Raw genomic sequence first — 19570 nt, 5'->3', positions numbered from 1 at the left:
GTCAAGAAGCCGTGACCACTAGCGTGGACTGCGCTTCGCCAAAATCCGCTGCAAGGTTCGGCGGTGCATGTTGAGGCGGCGGGCGGTCTCGCTGACGTTGCGGTCGCACAGCTCATACACCCGCTGAATATGCTCCCAACGCACCCGGTCCGCGCTCATGGGGTTTTCGGGCGGCGGGGGCAGTTCGTCATCTTTGGTCAGCAGCGCGTTGGTGATGTCAGTGGCGTCGGCGGGTTTCGACAGGTAGTCGGTCGCACCTATTTTGACGGCGGCCACGGCTGTGGCGATGGCACCGTACCCGGTCAGCACCACAACCCGGCTGTCGGGGCGCTTTTCGCGCAGCACTTCGACCACATCCAGCCCGTTACCATCCTCAAGCCGCAAGTCCACAACCGCATAGGCTGGTGGACGGGCGGTGGAAATGGCGCGCCCTGCGGCGACCGAGCCTGCGGTCTCGACCTCGAAGCCGCGTTTTTCCATGGCCTTGGCCAGACGTCTCAGAAATGGCTCGTCATCATCTACCAGAAGCAGGGATTTATCCGGGCCGATATCCAGGTCAGAGCTGTCCGCCATATTCTATTCTTTCCGCTATTTCACGCCTTTGGCTTGAGTATGAGTAATAGCAGCGCCATGAGAAAGGTCAAACAGACCTTAGGTCGTAGCTTTGACAGGCTCACCGCCGCAAATTGCGGAACGCCATCCGCCAGTGAAAACAGGCTGTTTGTTATCCAGCCCACGCACACGCTCAAATACCTATGCTGGCGCGCAAAAGCGACGCGCAACACCCGCCGCGTTGCGCTTACCTAAAGGCTTACGGCTCTTCAGTTGTTGAAGCAGTCTCGGACAATTGTGTTGCCATCTGCATCCACAGCACCGGTATCAAATTTGATCTGCCCGGCGATCCGCGGACGCGTAAACGCGACAGACCGGTAGGTTTGAGGCGACAAAATGAAATCACCGAACAACGGCGTATAATCCAGAAACGCTTCGGTCATAAGAAGCGTGTCACCTGACGAAAACAGCGGTGTTTGCGCTTCGTAACTCGCGATCTGATCATTGGTCAGAGCCGTCAGTCCCGACGAAGGGTGCGACCAACAGAATTCGAGCACGCGCTGTGCCTCATCGTCACAATCCGCCGTGCATTCAATCGTTGAAATCCGCAACTCGCTAGGGTGCTGGGGCCCCACGATATACCGGAACACGCTGTTCAGACCATCAAAGTAATCCGAGTCGATAAAGGCGTCTTCACGGCTGATCATGTCGGATACAGTATAGGTCGCCTTGGACCGCAGATAGGACATGCGAACCGCATCCTGTACCACCAGCGCTCCCGTCGTCAGCAGGATCAGAATAGGCAGCGCAAACCCCATTTCAACAAGGGCCGCGCCGCTTGTGTCACGTGCAAATCGGCCAATTGCGCGCCGTACCCGGACCTTAAAATCGTTAAACAAGAAAAACATATCAAAATGGCTCGTTCACAAATGCTGACCGCGAGACGAGGGCGAAATTGCCCAGATCATCGTAGCGCGGAAGCGATGCCAGCATTGGCATCGGCGGGAAAAGTGACCTCTGGACAAGGCACGCGCGGGCGATCATCAGCTGGTTTTCTGTCCCTTCCGTGAAGTCGATCGGAGGCTCATACCCATCCGGAGGCGAAGTATTGATGCAGTTCGCACGGCCATTGAGATTGAATTGCCAATCCGACTTTTCGACCTGACGCACTTCCAGCAGCAGGTTTTCGTCGCAATCCCACAAGGACACTTGCGCCAGGGACTTGGCGCAGATTGCGGTCTTTACCTTGTCATGATCCGGGTCCGAGATCAGGCCCAGCCGCAACTCGCGGAAGGTTTCGTCAGTCGCACGATCCAGCGCAACTTGTCGCACGACCAGATAGCTGAACTCGAGCGTTATGAAGAGAAACAGCAGAAGCAGTGGCAGGCAAACAGAGAACTCCACAAGCGTGGTACCGGTTTCGTCCTGCCACCCGCTTCGCACGCGCCGGGCTAGTCCGGAAATGGCTCCGGCGCGCTTCGCTGGTGTCTTTGCAGCGTCGGTTTTTGTCAGATATCGCGTCATCAGATCAATCCCCCGCCCAAGTTACTGCGTAAGCCGCAGCTTGTTGATCTGACGTGCGATGGACGCAAAGGCATCATCAATATCCAATCCATCGACATCGTAGAAATGCGAGGGCGAGGACGCACAGTCAGCCAAAGTTGCATCGCCTTGACCATAGGTATCCATTCCGATCGTAAAGACGATAACGTCGTTGTCCTTGGCGGCTTGGCAGATGGCAGAGGTACGGTTGTTTTTCCAAGTGCCCGAGCGTGTGCGAACAATCCGGTTATAGTGGCCATTCGCGCTGCGGCTGGTGTCGGCGCGTGACAAGATGCTGTCGACAAACCTGTCTACCGGCATATCGGCCCAAACCTCTGGCCATGTCATCTGTACCGCGCCGCTACCGGGTGTGAAGCTCCAGAAGCCGCTCGAAACCCGATAAAAGTCCCGGCCCGTTCCGCTACGGTTCCGGTAGTAGCTATAGTTGTTCGTACCCGGCAGACGGAACAGTGGCGAGTTGCCCTCGCGATAGGGCGGTCTGATATCGAAGTTCAGAGTATTCGCACCATCAGACATCACGATCAGGTATTTAATAGCGTCGGGATTATCGAAATCATAAGGCATACCGCGCCCGGCAGGGCCAGACAGGTGCTCATAGCCTGTCACTCCAGACAGCGACGACAAAACCGGACGCATGGTTGGGTCCAACATGGCCGCACCCCACTTTGTCGCCATCTCGATGGATGTATAGCCATAAGGCTGCATCGCCCGGATACGGGTTTTCAGCACTTCCGGGTCTTCCGACCATGCAACGATATCGCGGCGCGCTGAATCCGTTGGGCAAACCGTGTTGTATGTACTCAGGTCCCATCCCGTACTGGACGGGTCGTGATGCGCCGTCCGGTTCAGCAACGTATTCGTCGGAACCGCCGTGGTGGTATAGTCTGCGGTGGAGTTGAACGTCACGCAGTGCGAAGTCGAATGTTCAGCCGACACCGTGAAGTTATTCAGCAAATCCTCACCCACAGAGACTTGTGTGGCAAAAGGGACAAGAGAAATCGTCGTTGTGCCAGGCTGTCCGGGTTTCGGCTGAACCGCGTCGACAAAAGCCTCGGCCGCGGGAATGAGCAGGTCCATGCGGGACGGGTTTGCAGCAGGCCCGCTGGTCGATCCGGGCGCCCAGGACATAGAACCGGAATTATCCAGTGCAACTGCGATTTCAAGATCGCGACGGGATTCAGTCGCGGCACCCACAACCGGAACATCCCAGCCGTTGCGCCCAACCACCCTGGTCAGCAAAGCAGGAACAAAGGCATCTGACTCAACCGCCACCGTTCTTTCGGTCGCCGTGTTTACAATAGTGACGTTCCGGAGATTATCGCCTAGTCCTGCTTTTGCGAAAAAGTCGTTTACAACGTCTTCTGGGTCCAGAACCTGTTCAAGGTCCGCTGACGCAAGACTGGCTGAATCCGATGTATTCTGAAGCTTGACCCGAATGTCTTCTGTCAGCGCCAGTTCCATGGCAAGCCCGACAAAAACCATCATGGGGATCAGGAAGACCGCAAGCAGAACAAGCACCGCACCTTCGGAGTCTTCGCGAAAGCGCGACAACAGATGACCGGCGGTGTATTTCTCTGAGCAATCTTCTTCAGAATTCGACTCGGAAATTGAGTCCTTGGGCGGCTGAATATACGTCATAACCATTTTCAACACTCACAAACTCTGGGCTCATTCACACAACAAGGCGAGGCCAGAACACCTAAAATCTTTCGATTCGTTACTGCAAAGTTAACCGAAAATGAACCAAAAATGAACGAAGCAGGACAGATTCTGAACACATTTTTGCCATTGAGTCAAAATTCCGCACAGGGTTGGCAAACCTGCACGGATTGGAATAGCACTCTTAAGGCTGAATAATTTGTATACTTTTCAGCTAGTTATACTAATCGTGCCGCAAATCTACTGGCCTGCTTAACCAATCGGAACTTGCACAGGCCAACAGGAGCCCTGTCCTGACTCAGAGAGCTTTATTAGCACCTAAACTCAATCCGATAGGCCTGATGTTAATCTACTGTTGCCGGATTCGACCCCTCAGCGGGTGAGGAATTTTCAATAGCCGTCTTGCTTTTGCCCGAAGAAAACTTTGGTGACCTCTTCGGTGACGTTCCATTCGACCCGACTGCCGTCCCGAATGAAAAGACTGTCTCCGGCGCGCAGGGTGCTGACCTCACCTGTGGTCTTGTCGGTCAACCGGCATTTGCCCGACAAAATGGTCATCAATTCATCGCCTTGTTCGGTGCACTCAAACACGCCCGGCGTACAGCGCCAGATACCGGCCCGCATTGTATGACCTGACCCGCCAGCATCCATGCGTCCGAAGACAGTGGGCGACCCCTCTTTAATGACATAGTCACTTTCGGGGTTGTCAAAAGGCCACGGTTCAAGCGAGCCCACATCTTCATCTGGCTTGTACTCAATCATGCTGAAATCCGGTTCCGAATGTCTCTTTTCTGGCGAAAGGGGTCTTTAGTCTGTTGCGGTTCAGCGTCATCCGCCAATCCCATTCCGTGAAGTCACGAGAAATCCTGCTCGGTCAGAATCCGCTGCTTTCGGTCCTTGCGGGCAAAGTCGATGTCTACAATCTTGCGCGTCCTGTCCTCGGACGGATGGCGACAGAAACGAAACCCTTCATCGCTGACATTCCCCGGGATCATGGCCCAGCTCCAGATGCTTGGCATCAGTTTGCGGTATGGAGCGATCAGATCAATCACCCACAGCCGCCCACCTTCGGATTTCCAATCCTCCGGCATCAGCGGTTCACCACGGATGTGTTTCTTTTCCGCGTCCTCCGACAGAAAGGCCCAGGTAAATATTGCGCGGGGGACCTCATCGAACCGGAATATCCTGTACTGGCCCAGCACAAGAGGCGGTTCAAACGCCAGCCGCAGGGTCGCAACACTCATCCGATTGTGATAGCTGCTGCGAAAGGCCAGAAACATCGCGTCGCCATAGGCGCGCAGAAGTTTTGCGTCGGGCACCTCTTCACGGGGCAGCGGTTTGCCGGAGGCATCAAGGATCTGTTTCATGCCACTTTCGAGGATTTACTGAGCAACGCGGCTTCCCACGGCTTAAGCCCCGGCAGCGCTGATGGGCCAAATCCGTCGGCGCTGAACCTCAGGGCGGGAAAAATCTCGTACAACTCATTGGCCGCGTCCCGATCAATTCCCTCCAGGCTGGTTGGCCCGGGGTGGAAGCTTTCGGTTGCAAGCCCGTTGGTCACGATGACTTCGTGCTGATCGAAGGCCAGATGGAAATACTCGACCTCGGAGACCGAGCGATCAACGGTTATCGTTGACTCGTTCAGCAAGCCTTTGGCCGGGGCCAAAACAGCAGGATGTCCAAAAAGCATCTCTGCCAAGGGTTCCTGAACCTGAATACGGTGCTGAGGGGAAACCAACAGGTCGCCTTTGGGCAATTCGGGACCAAACGCGTTGCCCTGTATCCTTACAGGAAACAGGCTGTCATTTTGGTCAAGTTCATCGGCGTCAATGCGACGGCTACCGATCCAGCGCACTTGTTCCGTCCGGCCATCGGCCGTCAGGATGTCATCCCCGATCATCAGGTCCTCAACCGGACGCTCACCGTCCGGAGTGGCAATCAGCGTGCCTCGGGTCACGCAGATCAGAAGCTCAATGACGACCGTATCCGTGTCGCTGGTGCCACCGGTTCCGGTCGCTGTGACCGTAAAACTGACAACCTGATCCGACCCGGACGCAATTACCGCAGCCCGGTCGATAATGAAGGTGAATTCACCAGTGGTGGAATTCGTAACCAACGTACCATACGGGGTTACAAGCGAGCTGAAGACGTATCCGCCCGCCGGGTCAGACCCCCCAGCCCCATCCAGATTGTTGTCCAGATCAAAGTCACCGGTGACGGTAGTCACGCTGGGATCGCTCAGGTCGGCACTTGTGGTCCAGATGTCCAGACCTTGCGAACCGCTGCCGGTGAACCCTGTCACCTCACTGATGTTGATTACGAAACCCATATCACGACATATCCCGATTGGCCGTCACTCGTTATCGGGCAAATATACGTTGCCTTGACGGGTAACTGTCAATGAAGCCTGATCGGTTTTATGCGAATGTGTGCATGGAGTGAGGCGTCGAAATGAAACGCGCCGGTCGGCGACTTGCTAAATCTCAAAGCTGATCCAGAAAACAGCCCACCTTATCCGCCATCTGTTCAGCCGTATCATTGCGATTGAAAAACTCGATAAATCCGTCATCCGGTGTCACCAGATAGGTAAAGGTCGAGTGGTCGACCAGATAGAACTCATCGCTTTTGTCATGTGCCTTGTAGTACGTCTTGTAGGCTTGGCTGGCCGCCTTGACCTGCTCGGGCGACCCGGTCAGGGCGATGGTTTTTCCACCAAGGTTGAACGCATAGTCACTCACCACCTCGGGCGTGTCGCGGTCCGGGTCGATCGAGATAAACAACGGCGTGACCGACTGGCCGCGCTCGGCCAGAATGTCGACGGCTTCGGCATTACGTGACATGTCAAAAGGGCAGACATCGGGGCAGAACGTATAGCCGAAGTAAACCAGCGCCGGCTCGGTGATCACATCTGTGTCGGTGACCGTTTCGCCCTGCCCATTGATCAGCTCGAACGGCCCGCCGATCGCGGCAGACCCCCCGGCAATCTGACTGGACCGGCATTGAGCAAACTTATCATCCGACCCACCGCCTTGTGTCAGCAGCCACATGGCACCAATGCCGATGGCCAGAACGACGGTCGCAAGAATGGCATACAGGCGGGTCATGACGGGTTTCCTGAAAGAAAAGGGGTTGTTGATCGTTTCGGTCGGGACACCTATCAAGATGAACAGCCGATGCAACAGGACATAATGGACCAATGGCAAATTCCAACATCACATTATGGCGCGGTCAGGAACGCAGTAGCTGGATCCGCCTGCGCACCCTCATCCTGTTGCGGTGGGTTGCCATCATCGGGCAGATCACGGCAATCACCGTCGCCCAGCAGACCTATCAGGTGCAGTTGGATGCCACGCTGTGTTACCTGGCAATCGGCGTGTCGATCATGGGGAACCTGACGGCAATCCTCGTCTTTCCGCGCAACAAACGGCTGTCAGAGTTCGAGAACTTTCTGATGGTTCTGTTCGACCTGCTTCAGCTCACTATCCTGCTGTATCTGACCGGCGGGTTGAACAACCCCTTTGCGTTGTTGCTGGTCGGGCCGGTGACGATTTCCGCAAGTGTCATGAGCACCCGTTCGACGATGATCATCGGTGGCGTCGCCATTGCCCTGACCACGCTGCTGGCGGAATTTCACGTGCCGCTGCGCACGGCGGTGGGCGTCGATCTGGACATCCCCGATATCCTGCTGTTTGGAAACTGGGCCGCCATCGTCATCGCGATTGTCTTTCTTGGCGCATATTCCCACCGCGTCAGTACCGAGGTGCAGTCCATGTCCGAGGCGCTCTCGGCCACGCATATGGCGCTGGCCCGTGAACAGAAACTGACCGATCTGGGTGGGGTCGTGGCCGCAGCCGCGCATGAGCTTGGGACGCCGCTGGCCACGATCAAACTGACCAGTTCAGAGCTGATTGAAGAGCTTGAGGACCAGCCCGACCTCAAGGAAGATGCCGCGCTGATCCGCGAGCAGGCCAATCGTTGCCGGGATATTCTGCGGGACATGGGACGCGCGGGAAAAGACGACCTGCATCTTCGGCAGGCCCCCTTGTCCACTGTCATTCATGAGGCAGCCGAGCCGCATATCAACCGTGGCAAAATCGTTCATTTCGCTGAAGGTCCCGCGGGCGAAGGTGACGTGCAGCAGCCGTCAATCCTGCGAAAGCCCGAGATCATCCACGGTCTGCGGAACCTGATTCAGAACGCCGTGGATTTTTCGCGCGCCAATGTCTGGGTCGAGGCCGAATGGACCCCTGATCAGATCACGGTGGGCATAATGGATGACGGGCGCGGTTACCCGTCGCAAATGATTGGCCGGATCGGAGACCCCTTCATGCGCCGTCGCCGCGCCGAGACCGAGCAGCGCGCGCGGCCGGAATACGAAGGCATGGGCCTGGGCCTGTTCATCGCCAAAACCCTGCTGGAGCGGAGCGGCGCTGAACTGGAATTCGCCAACGGGTCGGATCCCTACCAGAGCCTGTCCGATAACCCCGAGCGCCGGGGCGCGATCGTCAAAGTCTCGTGGCCCCGCAAACTGGTGGATGCCCAGATCGGAGACACCCCTGTCCCGTCCGGTGCAAACCAGCGCTTTCAGGTCTGAATTAAGACCCCGTTAACCATTGGTAACCATAATCCGAGGCAGTATTTTCTGCTGCGGAGCATTCATGGTCGACTGGATTATTCTGGCCATTATCAGCCTGGTATCTGCCAGTCTCGGCGTACATTGGTTGTTGCCGCGCCGCAGGCACCGGGGCGACAATTTTGGTCTTTCGTCGCCGTCCTCCCTGTTCGACTCGGTCTTTCTGTTCGATGGAGACCGTCTGATCAGCCATTCGGACATTGCGCTGGATGGGTTTGAAGAAGTTCGGCATTGGCCTGACTTGCGACGGCTGTTGAAACGGGGTTTTCCGACCTTTCCAGAATCTCCGGACCAGATTCAAAAGGAAGGCAACCTCGTTGTCCCGGCGATAGATTGTACCGTTAAGCGCGACGTTCTGTGTGAGTGGATCGACGGAATTGTCCGGGTTCAGCTACGCGACGGCGCAGAACGCCCGGAGACCATTCATCGGGACGCGAGCGATCCTATCCGGCAGGCCATGGATCGGGCGCCCTATCCGGTCTGGCTATTGGATCATCATGACAATGTCCGTTGGTGCAATGCGGCCTATGTCTCGTTGGTCCGCAAGGTGCGCGGCCCGGATACCGACCTCACGGCGCCGCTGTTTCCCGGATCGGACGAAGACACGCGCCTCAGCGCGAAGACGCGCGTTTCAATCGCGCCCGAGGAAAGTGAAAACAAGCTGTGGTTCGACCTGACATTTGTAGACCACCCCGAGGGGCATCTGTGCTACGCGGTGGATATCAACGCGATTGTCGACGCTGAGACGGCCCAGCGCAAATTCGTACAGACCATGACCAAAACATTTGCCCAGCTTTCAATCGGGCTGGCGATATTTGATCGCAATCGTCAATTGGCGCTGTTCAATCCGGCCCTGATCGACCTGACCACCCTGCCCCCCGATTTCCTGAGTTGCCGCCCGAGCCTGTCCAGCTTTTTCGATCGGCTGCGCGACCAGCACATGATGCCCGAGCCCAAGAACTACCGGACCTGGCGCAGTCAGATGAATGATCTTCTCGAGGCCGCCGAAGACGGAAATTACCAAGAGACGTGGTCCTTGCCGTCAGGCTCTGTCTACTCGGTCAGTGGCCGCCCGCACCCGGATGGTGCCGTGGCCTTTCTGTTCGAAGATATCACGGCCGAGATCACGTTGACCCGCCGCTTCCGCTCGGAAATGGACCTGATGCAATCCATTCTGGACAAACTGGCCGACGCGATCGCCGTGTTCGGCGATGACGGAACCCTGGCTTTTACCAACTACGCGTACCAGCAACTCTGGGGGGAAAGCTCGGATGCCGGGTTTGACTCGGATTCAGTGCTGGAAGTGACGCGCGGGTGGCAGGCACAATGCGCCGCAACGCCCATCCTGGGTGAAATTCGTGATTTCGTGGCAATGCGAGACAACCGCGCCGAATGGAGTGGTGACCTGAGGATGCGTGACGGCACATTTTTAACCTGCACCGTCAGCCCTTTGCACAACGGGGCCACGATCATACGCTTTTCCAAGGACGCCGACGTCATCCAACCGGCAGAGATACAGCAGATCAGCGCCTGAACCGGGTTGCAGCCAACCGGACACAGGGTCATTGTGGCGCCATGACGACTGCGCCGCTGACGATTGCCCTGAATTCCCCGGAAGAAACAGCCGAGTTTGCCGCTCGATTGGGCTCCGGACTGCGGCCCGGTGACATTGTGCTGCTTGAGGGCGAGATTGGAAGTGGCAAAACCCATTTTGCGCGCAGCCTTATCCAGTCATTGATGACAATTCCGGAAGATGTGCCCTCACCAACATTTACGCTGGTGCAGGTGTACGACACACGCGCTGCCGAAATCTGGCACTGCGATCTCTACCGCCTGTCCTCGGTGGAGGAGGTGGAAGAACTCGGCCTGACCGAAGCTTTCGACACGTCGATCTGCCTGATCGAGTGGCCCGACAAGCTGGGTCCGCTTTGGCCCGAAAATGCCCTCACTCTAAAGTTCGAAACAGACCCTAATACAATGGAAAAACGAATTCTAACCCTGACGTGGTCGGACCCAAGGTGGTCGGAAAAGCTGGAGTCCCGCTCATGACAAACCGGGCGGTTCTGGCCGAAGCCCTGATTGCCCAAACGCCATGGGCAAATGCAAGGCGCGCGCCTTTGGCTGGCGATGCGTCCAACCGCAGGTACGAACGTCTGACGGATCCCGAAACCGGAAAAACGGCAGTGCTGATGGATTCCCCTCCCGGTCAGGCCGAACCGGTGGAAGCTTTTGTGCGCATGGCCGAACACCTGCGGTCAATTGGCCTGAGCGCGCCCAGGATCTATGCGGAAGACACCGAGTTCGGGTTCTTGCTGCTGGAAGATCTGGGTGACGATCTGTTTGCGCGCGTTCTCGCACGCCATCCTCAGCAAGAGCGTGAACTCTACGAGGCCGCCACGGACGTTCTGATCACCTTGCACAACGCGCCCACCTTGTCCTTACCGTCTTACGGGCCCTCCCTGATGACCGAACTGGCCGCGCTGTCTTTCACAAAATACGCGCAAGCCGTTCAGGGGGCTTATGACGAAGATGCGCGAACCCGCTTTGAAAACCGGTTCGCCGATATCCTGCACGCCACGACATCGGGCCAAAAGGTGGTGATCCAGCGCGATTACCATGCGGAAAACCTGATCTGGCTGCCGGATCGCACAGGGGTTCAGCGCGTGGGCCTGCTGGACTTTCAAACAGCTATGCTGGGTCATCCGGCGTATGACCTGATGTCTCTGCTTCAGGACGTTCGTCGTGACGTGGCACCCGGCACCGAGATGCGGATGGTCACACGCTATATCGCGGCCACAGGTGTCAACGACCATGATTTCCGAACGGCCTATGCGGTACTGGGCGCCCAGCGAAATCTGCGAATTCTGGGTGTCTTTGCACGGCTGGCGACGGAATATGGCAAGCCCCAGTATGTTGACCTGATCCCGGCAACTTGGGCCCATCTGATGCGTGATCTGGAACACCCGGCACTGGTTACAATCGCTGATCTGCTGCGACACGCCCTACCCGCCCCGACATCCGAGGCTTTGGAAAGGCTCAGACAGGCATGACCCGAACCCCCGAAGCCGTCATGCTGTTCGCAGCCGGGTTTGGCACCCGAATGGGCGCGTTGACCAGCACGACGCCCAAACCGCTGATCGAGGTCGCGGGGCGGCCCTTGATTGACTACGCGCTGGACCTGATCAACGACGTTCATCCCAAAAGAATTGTCGCAAACCTGCATTACCTGCCCGATCAGCTTGAGGCGCACCTGGCCCCCAAGGGTGTATTACTGTCCCGCGAAGACACCGAGATTCTGGAAACCGGTGGCGGATTGCGCGCGGCCCTGCCGCTGTTGGGCACAGATCCGGTATATACGGCAAACTCGGATGCGATCTGGGCCGGCCCGAACCCGCTGGCGCTGCTGCGCGACGCATGGGACCCGGACAAAATGGACGCCCTGTTGATGTGTGTGCCTGTTGCTCGGACCATTGGGTATACCGGGACAGGAGATTTCACGAACGACGCGTCGGGCCGAATTACGCGGGGGCCGGGGTTGATCTATGGCGGAATTCAAATCACCAAGACGGATGGGTTGATGCGGTTTCAGCAAAAATCCTTTTCTTTAAACTTGTTATGGGACCAAATGCACAGCCAAGACCGTCTGTTTGCCCTGTCCTATCCGGGACGATGGTGCGATGTCGGAAGACCCGAAGGGATCGCCCTCGCCGAGGAGCTACTGGCAAGTGTTTGAGCCCAGCGCCCTGCCCCGTGTCTTTGCGGTTTCCCCCGGGACGGACTTTCCCAAGGCGTTGGTTCAGGGGCTGCATACCCGCCATGAGGGTGCCCCACCCGAGGCCCTTGCCCGGGTACAACTGGTGGTTAACACACGACGGATGGCCCGCCGTGTACGCGAGCTGTTTGATCAAGGGCCGCCCTGTCTTTTGCCGCGTCTGTCGCTGGTTACCGATCTGGGTGAAAGCGTTGATCTGGCGCAGGTTCCGCCCGCAATCCCGCCTTTGCGCCGGCGTCTGGAGCTGACGCAACTGGTTTCCAAGTTGCTGGACCAGCAGCCGGATTTGGCGGCGCGATCCTCTGTGTTTGACCTCTCGGACAGTTTGGCCGCTTTGATTGATGAGATGCAGGGCGAAGGCGTGTCACCTGACGCGATCCGAAATCTGGACATCAGCGATCTGTCCGGGCACTGGGCGCGGGCGCAGGCGTTTATCGGAATCGCGGATAGTTTCATAGACACCGGGGCGGATGCGCTTGATATGCAGGCCCGACAACGGCGCGTGGTCGTGAACCTAATCGACCGCTGGACGGCAGAGCCGCCGCAGCACCCGGTTATTCTTGCCGGGTCCACGGGGTCGCGCGGTACGACCCTGATGCTGATGGAGGCTGTCGCGCGATTGCCGCAGGGCGCGTTGATCTTGCCGGGGTTCGACTTCGATCAACCTGCCCATGTCTGGACTGATCTGGATGATGCGCTGACCTCGGAAGATCACCCGCAGTACCGGTTCCGCAAACTGATGACGCAACTGGGGTTGGAACCCGACCATGTTACGCCATGGACGCAGGATATCCCGCCTTCACCTGCCCGTAACAGGCTGGTTTCATTAGCTTTACGTCCCGCACCAATCACGGATGCATGGATGTCCGAAGGTCCGAAACTCAGCGATCTGGGCGGCGCGACTGCGGATCTGACTCTGGTCGAGGCCCAATCCCCGCGCGCCGAGGCTTTGGCGATTGCCCTGCGCCTGCGCGAGGCTGCGGAATCGGGCCAAACCGCTGCGCTGATAACCCCAGACCGGATGCTGACGCGTCAGGTCAGCGCCGCGCTGGACCGCTGGGACATCCTGCCCGATGACAGCGCCGGCCTGCCCTTGCAGCTCTCGCCGCCCGGCCGATTCCTGCGGCACGTTGCGAACCTGTTTGCGCGGCGACTGGACGGCGAGGCTCTGCTGACCCTATTGAAACACCCTCTGTGCCATGATGGTGGTGATCGGGGTGCGCATCTGCTGCATACCCGGGATCTTGAGCTCGATCTGCGTCGCAATGGCCCGCCATTTCCGGACGGCCGCAGCCTGACCGATTTCGCCGTCCGAAAAGAAGCGCCAGACACATGGATGCGGTGGCTTGTGCGCCATTTCTGTAACCAGCAAATCGGTGAAGAGCTTGCGTTGCCGGATTGGGTGGCGCGTCTGCGCGATCTGGCCGAAAGCATTTCGGCTGGAAGTGCAGGGGGCATCGGTACGCTGTGGGACAAGAACGCCGGGCAAAAGGCACTGTCCGTTCTAAGCGCGCTGGAGGCCGAAGCGCATCATGGCGGGTCAATGAATGCGCATGATTTTGCTGATCTTCTCGGCGCTTTGCTGTCCGGGGAAGAGGTTCGTGACAGGGACGCGCCGCATCCGCATATCATGATCTGGGGCACGCTTGAGGCGCGCGTGCAGGGGGCCGATCTGCTGATCTTGGGCGGCCTGAACGAAGGCAGTTGGCCCGAAGCCGCTGCGCCTGACCCGTGGCTGAACCGGCAGATGCGCGACAAGGTCGGTCTATTGCTTCCGGAACGGCGGATTGGGCTGTCGGCCCATGATTTCCAACAGGCGATCGGCGCACCCGAAGTCTGGCTGACCCGCGCGACCCGGTCTGATGATGCTGAAACCGTGCCATCCCGCTGGTTGAACCGTTTGACGAACCTGTTGCAGGGATTGCCGGATCAGGGGGGGCGCGAAGCGCTGTCCCAAATGCGTGCCCGTGGCAGGACATGGCTAGGCTGGTCGGAACAGCTTGAAGCTGCGCCTCGGATTGAACCCGCCCCACGTCCTTCTCCGCGTCCGCCGGTTGCTGCGCGACCGCGCCGCCTGAGCGTCACGGAAATCAAGCGGTTGATCCGTGATCCATACGCGATCTACGCCAAGCACGTGCTGCGCCTACGGCCCCTTGATCCGTTGGTTCAGGCCCCCGACGCCTTGCTGCGGGGGATCGTGATTCATGAAATTCTGGAGCATTTCGTCAAGGACAGCGTTCTGGATACAGCCCTGCTGACACGCGAGAATTTCCTGAAACGCGCCGAAAGCCTGCTTGCGCAACATGTCGCGTGGCCGACAGCGCGCAAACTGTGGCTGGCGCGGCTGGACCGGATCGCGGATGACTTTCTAAGTGCAGAAACCGCACGGCACGGGGATGGGGGACCGGTTTCGTTCGAAGCCAAGATGAACCTCGTTCTTGCTCCTTTGGACTTCGCAATCGTGGGCCGCGCCGACCGGGTCGACCTGAACAGCAGGGGCGCGGTGCGTCTGATAGATTACAAGACCGGCGCACCTCCGAGTGAAAGCCAGCAGGCGAAATTTGAAAAACAATTGTTGATCGAGGCAGCCATCGCCGAACAAGGCGGGATCGAGGGGCTGAATCCTCTGCCCGTGGCCGAAGCCGTGTTTGTGGGGATGGGCGGAGTGTATAAAGAGGTCCTTGCGCCCTTGGCAAAAGAACCGCCGGACAAGGTCATCGCAGAGTTAAAAGAACTGATTTCCGCCTATTTAGAGCCTAATCAGGGCTTCACAGCGCGGCGGATGCTGCACAAGGATACAGATGTCGGCGACTATGACCATCTTGCCCGCTTTGGCGAATGGGACCGGACCAGCGACACAGCGCCTGAGGTTCTGACATGAGCCAACGCAACGACGCGACCGAACGGCAGGTGCAGGCCGCAAGACCCGATGCATCCACCTGGCTGGCGGCAAATGCGGGTTCCGGTAAAACGCGGGTTTTGACGGACCGGGTGGCGCGCCTGCTGCTGGATGGCGTGCAGCCCCAGCACATCCTGTGCCTGACCTACACCAAAGCCGCCGCCAGCGAGATGCAGAACCGCCTGTTCAAACGGTTGGGTGAATGGGCGATGCTGGGCGATGACGCTTTGCGCACGCAACTGACGGAGCTGGGTGTACCCGGCGCAATTGACCCTGATCGCCTGGCGCAGGCGCGAACGCTGTTTGCACGCGCGATTGAAACACCGGGCGGGCTGAAGATTCAGACGATCCACTCGTTCTGCGCCTCATTGCTGCGACGGTTTCCGCTTGAGGCCGGGGTCAGCCCACAATTCGCGGAAATGGAAGACCGCGCTGCTGCGCTGCTGCGCGAGGAAATCGTCGAGGATTTTGCAGAAGGTCCGCAAGCCGCATTGATCGACGATGTGGCCCGGTTTGTAACAGATACCGGGTTCGACAATCTGACGGCTGCGATAACCCATAAACGCAACCTGTTTGCACAGCCGCTGGACTGGGCGGAAATTCAAAGACGATTTGATCTTCCCGAAGGGTTTGACGAAGACGCGCTGCTGGAGCGGGTGTTTCTGGGCGGCGAAGTTGAATTGATTCAATCAATCCTGCCTGCGCTTTCCGAAGGTGGTAGCACCAACGCCAAAACAGCGGCGAAACTGGTGGCGTTCAGCGCACCTCGGCTGGCCAGTTTGCCGATGTTGGAAAACGTGTTTCTGACCGGAAAAGGGGCAAAAGAGCCGTTCTCGGCCAAGATCAACAGCTTTTCGACCAAGGCGCTGCGCGAGGGCGCATTGGCCGATCGAATGCCCCAGCTAGTGGCGCTGATGTTACGTATCGAGGCCGCGCGCGAGCTGCGTCTGGCCTTGGTCGCCGCACGCAAGACCCATGTGCTGCATCGCTTTGCGACCGCTTTCCTGCCGGAATATGAGCGCCGTAAGCAACTGCGCGGCTGGCTGGACTTCGATGACCTGATCCTGCGCGCGCGACGGGTGCTGAACGACCCGGCAGTGGCCGAATGGGTGCTATATCGGCTGGATGGCGGCATCGACCATATCCTGGTGGACGAAGCACAGGATACCAGTCCGGATCAATGGGACGTGGTCGAAAAACTGGCGCAGGAATTCACCAGCGGGGAAGGGGCCCGATCCGGGGTCGAGCGCACGATCTTCGTGGTCGGGGACAAGAAACAGTCGATCTATTCCTTTCAGGGGGCCGATCCCGCAGCCTTTGACCGAATGCAGCAGGAGTTTGGGCGGCGACTGAGCGATTCAGGCTCTAAATTGGAGAGTTTGGAGCTGGAATACTCTTTCCGCTCGTCCAGTGCGATCTTGTCTTTGGTGAATATCCTGTTTGAAGGCCACGCCGAGGCAGGGTTTCAGGACAAAGCCCTGCACCGCGCCTTCAAGTCCAGCCTGCCGGGTCGCGTAGACCTGTGGCCTGCGATCGAAAAGGTGACCGACGATGACGAATCCGACTGGACCGATCCGGTAGACCGCCCCGGCGCACGGCATCACACTGTCATTCTTGCCGAAAAGATAGCCGCTTCGATCAAGTCGATGATCGACACAGGCGAAACGATCCCCGAGGATGGCGAAACCCCTGGTACGTTCGTTCGCCGCAAGGTGCAGCCTGGGGATTTTCTAATCCTTGTGCAGCGCCGCTCGGACCTGTTTGCCGAGATCATTCGTGCCTGCAAAGCCTTGCGCCTGCCCATCGCCGGGGCCGACCGGTTGAAGGTCGGCGCGGAGCTGGCCGTGAAAGACCTTGCGGCGTTGCTGAGTTTTCTTGCGACGCCCGAAGACAGCCTGTCGCTGGCCACCGTGCTGAAGTCGCCGCTATTTGGGTGGACCGAGCAGCAGATTTTCGATCTGGCGCATCGGCGGCAGGAACAATTCCTGTGGGCAGCGCTGCGTACCCGCGCCGAGGAGTTTCCCGAAACGCTGGCCGTGCTGAATGACTTGCGCAGCCAGATCGACTTTCTGCGCCCCTATGACCTGATCGAACGGATACTGACCCGCCATCACGGGCGGCGTAACCTGCTTGGCCGGTTGGGGGCCGAGGCCGAGGATGGCATCAACGCGCTGCTGTCGCAGGCGCTTGCCTATGAGCGGGCGGATATTCCCAGCCTGACCGGTTTCCTGGTCTGGATGCAGACAGATGATCTGGAAATCAAGCGGCAGATGAGCGGCGTGGGCAACATGATCCGCGTGATGACCGTGCATGGGTCCAAAGGCCTGGAGGCACCGATTGTCATTCTGCCGGACACCGGCAAGCGGCAAGCCCCGCGCGATGCTGAAATCATGGTGGCCGAGGGCACGCCTCTGTGGAAAGTTTCCTCGGATGCGTCTCCCAGCCTGATCGCACAGGCCCGGGCCGAGGCGCGCGCACGGGAAGAAAATGAACGCCTCCGGCTGCTATATGTGGCGCTGACGCGGGCAGAGAAATGGCTGATCGTCGGGGCCGCCGGGGATGTCGGAAAGGACGGAACCAGCTGGTATCAGATGGTCGAAGCCGCGATGGGCCGGGCAGGGGCCACGCAAGAGCCGGGATCGGATACGCTAAGGCTGTCACATGGGGACTGGACCGGGTTGCCGCTGGTCTCTCATGCAGAGGAATTGGTTGAGGACACCGATTTGCCTGCCGCGTTTCTTGCGGCGGCTACGGCCCCGTCCCCGGTGCAAAATACACTCAGCCCATCGGATCTGGGGGGTGCAAAGGCTTTGCCGGGTGACAGCGGTCAGGACGAAGACGCCGCCAAACTTCGCGGCACGCGCCTGCACCTGCTGCTGGAGCATTTGCCGACGGTGCCACGGGACAACTGGCCGCAGCTCTGCGCTCGCGTTCTTCCCGATATGCAAGAAATGGACCGACAAGAGCTGTTTGACGAAGCCCATACTGTCCTGACGGCCAAACACCTTCAGGACATATTCGGCCCCAATGCACTGGCAGAGGTTCCGATCACCGCGGACCTGAACGGCCACCGGATGCATGGGGTCATAGATCGGCTGGTCGTCACAGCCAACACTGTACAAGCCATTGATTTCAAATCCAATGCCACCGTCCCTGAGGATGCAAACGCCTGCCCTGAGGGGCTATTGCGTCAGATGGGCGCTTACGCGCAGGCCCTGTCGCAAATATACCCGGACCGGGACATCCGAACCGCAATCCTCTGGACCCGAACCGCAGGGCTGATGTGGTTGCCACACGATCTTGTGACGGATGCGCTGGCCCGTGCGCCGATGCCTTGACCTTGGAAAACCTCGCACCTAGGTTCAGTGACCAAGCATTCCCCATTCAGGAGACAGAATATGTCGACCGTAGCCGTAACTGACGATACCTTTGACGCCGAAGTCAAGAATTCCGACATCCCCGTTGTTGTCGATTTCTGGGCCGAATGGTGTGGCCCCTGTAAACAGATCGGCCCCGCTCTGGAAGAGCTGGCCACTGAATATGGCGGCAAGGTCAAGATCGCCAAGGTAGACGTGGACAGCAACCCGAACGCCGCCGCCGCCATGGGCGTGCGCGGTATTCCGGCGCTGTTCATCTTCAAGGACGGTCAGGTTGTTTCGAACCGCGCAGGTGCCGCGCCGAAGGCCGCACTGCAAAGCTGGATTGACGAGTCCATCTGATCTGGCTGGACAGACTGTTTTCAAAGGCGTCCCAACCGGGGCGCCTTTTTTTCGCCGGGAGGACAAATGACAAAAACTCGGGTTCTTGTTGAATTTGGAATGGGAACCTCGCTGCGCCGCGAGGACTATACCGAAGCAGCTTTGCGCGCGATCAAGGATGCGCTTTGGCACAACTCAGTCAACATGGCAGAGCTGTTCGATTTCCCGAAAGAGGCGATGGTCATTGATGCTGAAATCGGCGTCCAGAAACCTGATCAAGTGGACCGGGAGGCGCTGAAAGCCGTATTTCCCTATGGCCAGCCAAATGTAACCGTCACCGAGGGTGGGCTGGATATCGACAAACCGCACGGCGAAGGGCGCACCGTCATCGCAAACGCGGCCATTATTGTCTCGTTCGACATGGAGCCCGCGACATGAGCGAAAAACGTATCATTCTGGAAATGGGCACCGGCAACGATCTGTATGGGCAGGATTACACCAAGGCTGCGCGCCGGGCCGTGCAGGACGCCTTGCATCACTCGTCGATTACACTGTTTTCCAAGCTGGGTGTGGATCACCGTGAGATGCGCGTTCAGGTGACGATTGGCGTTCAAAATCCCGAAGCCGTGGATTGTGATCTGGTCGCTGCCGACCTTCCGCGAGGACGGGCCAAAGTTCGCGCCGTCAAGGGCGGGCAGGATATCGACGACAATGACGGAACGCGGCATGTGGTGGCCACCGCTGCGGTCGAGGCATTTCTGCCGGACCTTTCCGGCCAATACAAATTGTCCTGA

Annotated in this window: 18 protein-coding genes; 10 read left to right on the top strand and 8 right to left on the bottom strand. The window is 58.4% G+C overall.

Annotated elements, in window-relative coordinates; all coding sequences use genetic code 11:
* Positions 1 to 18 precede the first annotated feature (18 nt).
* From ACR0MS_RS08485 to ACR0MS_RS08450, 8 genes are all read right to left on the bottom strand, one after another.
* A complete protein-coding gene (locus tag ACR0MS_RS08485) occupies positions 19 to 573 on the bottom strand; it encodes an ActR/PrrA/RegA family redox response regulator transcription factor (protein WP_170771283.1) in 555 nt (184 codons plus the stop codon).
* A 248-nt stretch (positions 574 to 821) separates the two neighbouring features.
* Positions 822 to 1460 carry a TadE/TadG family type IV pilus assembly protein gene (locus ACR0MS_RS08480; RefSeq protein WP_480570929.1) on the bottom strand — a complete coding sequence of 213 codons (639 nt, stop codon included), beginning with the start codon at positions 1458 to 1460 and terminating at the stop codon, positions 822 to 824.
* 1 nt (position 1461) lies between these two features.
* Positions 1462 to 2076 carry a TadE/TadG family type IV pilus assembly protein gene (locus tag ACR0MS_RS08475; RefSeq protein ID WP_480570932.1) on the bottom strand — a complete coding sequence of 205 codons (615 nt, stop codon included), beginning with the start codon at positions 2074 to 2076 and terminating at the stop codon, positions 1462 to 1464.
* Between the two features lie 21 nt (positions 2077 to 2097).
* On the bottom strand, positions 2098 to 3753 hold the full coding sequence (locus ACR0MS_RS08470; protein ID WP_480570935.1) for a TadE/TadG family type IV pilus assembly protein: 1656 nt from the start codon (positions 3751 to 3753) through the stop codon (positions 2098 to 2100).
* Between the two features lie 411 nt (positions 3754 to 4164).
* The gene (locus ACR0MS_RS08465; protein WP_480570938.1) at positions 4165 to 4536 is read right to left on the bottom strand and encodes a cupin domain-containing protein; all 372 of its coding nucleotides are present in this window, start codon (positions 4534 to 4536) and stop codon (positions 4165 to 4167) included.
* 92 nt (positions 4537 to 4628) lie between these two features.
* The gene (locus ACR0MS_RS08460; protein WP_480570941.1) at positions 4629 to 5141 is read right to left on the bottom strand and encodes a toxin-activating lysine-acyltransferase; all 513 of its coding nucleotides are present in this window, start codon (positions 5139 to 5141) and stop codon (positions 4629 to 4631) included.
* On the bottom strand, positions 5138 to 6103 hold the full coding sequence (locus ACR0MS_RS08455) for a Hint domain-containing protein (RefSeq protein ID WP_480570944.1): 966 nt from the start codon (positions 6101 to 6103) through the stop codon (positions 5138 to 5140). Before ACR0MS_RS08455 ends, ACR0MS_RS08460 begins: the two co-directional genes overlap by 4 nt.
* Positions 6104 to 6257: 154 nt before the next feature.
* Positions 6258 to 6878 carry an SCO family protein gene (locus ACR0MS_RS08450; RefSeq protein ID WP_480570947.1) on the bottom strand — a complete coding sequence of 207 codons (621 nt, stop codon included), beginning with the start codon at positions 6876 to 6878 and terminating at the stop codon, positions 6258 to 6260.
* Between the two features lie 92 nt (positions 6879 to 6970).
* Here ACR0MS_RS08450 and regB point away from each other — a divergent pair, with 92 nt between their 5' ends.
* The 10 genes from regB (at position 6971) to ACR0MS_RS08400 (ending at position 19570) form a co-directional block, all read left to right on the top strand.
* On the top strand, positions 6971 to 8368 hold the full coding sequence (gene regB, locus ACR0MS_RS08445) for a sensor histidine kinase RegB (protein WP_480570950.1): 1398 nt from the start codon (positions 6971 to 6973) through the stop codon (positions 8366 to 8368).
* 64 nt (positions 8369 to 8432) lie between these two features.
* Complete coding sequence (locus tag ACR0MS_RS08440; RefSeq protein ID WP_480570953.1) at positions 8433 to 9941, top strand: PAS-domain containing protein; 1509 nt, start codon at positions 8433 to 8435, stop codon at positions 9939 to 9941.
* Between the two features lie 41 nt (positions 9942 to 9982).
* On the top strand, positions 9983 to 10456 hold the full coding sequence (tsaE, locus tag ACR0MS_RS08435; protein ID WP_480570956.1) for a tRNA (adenosine(37)-N6)-threonylcarbamoyltransferase complex ATPase subunit type 1 TsaE: 474 nt from the start codon (positions 9983 to 9985) through the stop codon (positions 10454 to 10456).
* Positions 10453 to 11457 (top strand): aminoglycoside phosphotransferase family protein, encoded by a 1005-nt coding sequence (locus tag ACR0MS_RS08430; protein WP_480570959.1) that lies wholly within the window; start codon positions 10453 to 10455, stop codon positions 11455 to 11457. The genes tsaE and ACR0MS_RS08430 overlap by 4 nt, the downstream gene beginning before the upstream one ends.
* Positions 11454 to 12140, top strand: a complete 687-nt coding sequence (locus tag ACR0MS_RS08425) for a nucleotidyltransferase family protein (RefSeq protein WP_480570963.1) — start codon at positions 11454 to 11456, stop codon at positions 12138 to 12140. Before ACR0MS_RS08430 ends, ACR0MS_RS08425 begins: the two co-directional genes overlap by 4 nt.
* The gene (gene addB, locus ACR0MS_RS08420) at positions 12133 to 15060 is read left to right on the top strand and encodes a double-strand break repair protein AddB (protein WP_480570966.1); all 2928 of its coding nucleotides are present in this window, start codon (positions 12133 to 12135) and stop codon (positions 15058 to 15060) included. Before ACR0MS_RS08425 ends, addB begins: the two co-directional genes overlap by 8 nt.
* Positions 15057 to 18416: a double-strand break repair helicase AddA gene (gene addA, locus ACR0MS_RS08415; protein ID WP_480570969.1), complete on the top strand. Its 3360-nt coding sequence runs from the start codon at positions 15057 to 15059 to the stop codon at positions 18414 to 18416. The genes addB and addA overlap by 4 nt, the downstream gene beginning before the upstream one ends.
* 60 nt (positions 18417 to 18476) lie before the next feature.
* Positions 18477 to 18797 (top strand): thioredoxin, encoded by a 321-nt coding sequence (trxA, locus tag ACR0MS_RS08410; protein ID WP_039542610.1) that lies wholly within the window; start codon positions 18477 to 18479, stop codon positions 18795 to 18797.
* A 66-nt stretch (positions 18798 to 18863) separates the two neighbouring features.
* Positions 18864 to 19214, top strand: a complete 351-nt coding sequence (locus tag ACR0MS_RS08405; protein WP_480570972.1) for a Lin0512 family protein — start codon at positions 18864 to 18866, stop codon at positions 19212 to 19214.
* Positions 19211 to 19570, top strand: a complete 360-nt coding sequence (locus ACR0MS_RS08400; protein ID WP_480570975.1) for a Lin0512 family protein — start codon at positions 19211 to 19213, stop codon at positions 19568 to 19570. The genes ACR0MS_RS08405 and ACR0MS_RS08400 overlap by 4 nt, the downstream gene beginning before the upstream one ends.

Source organism: Ruegeria sp. CJ2, from assembly GCF_056536745.1.
The sequence above is the reverse complement of the archived record's forward strand: the minus strand, read 5'-3'. Positions and strand labels throughout refer to the sequence as shown.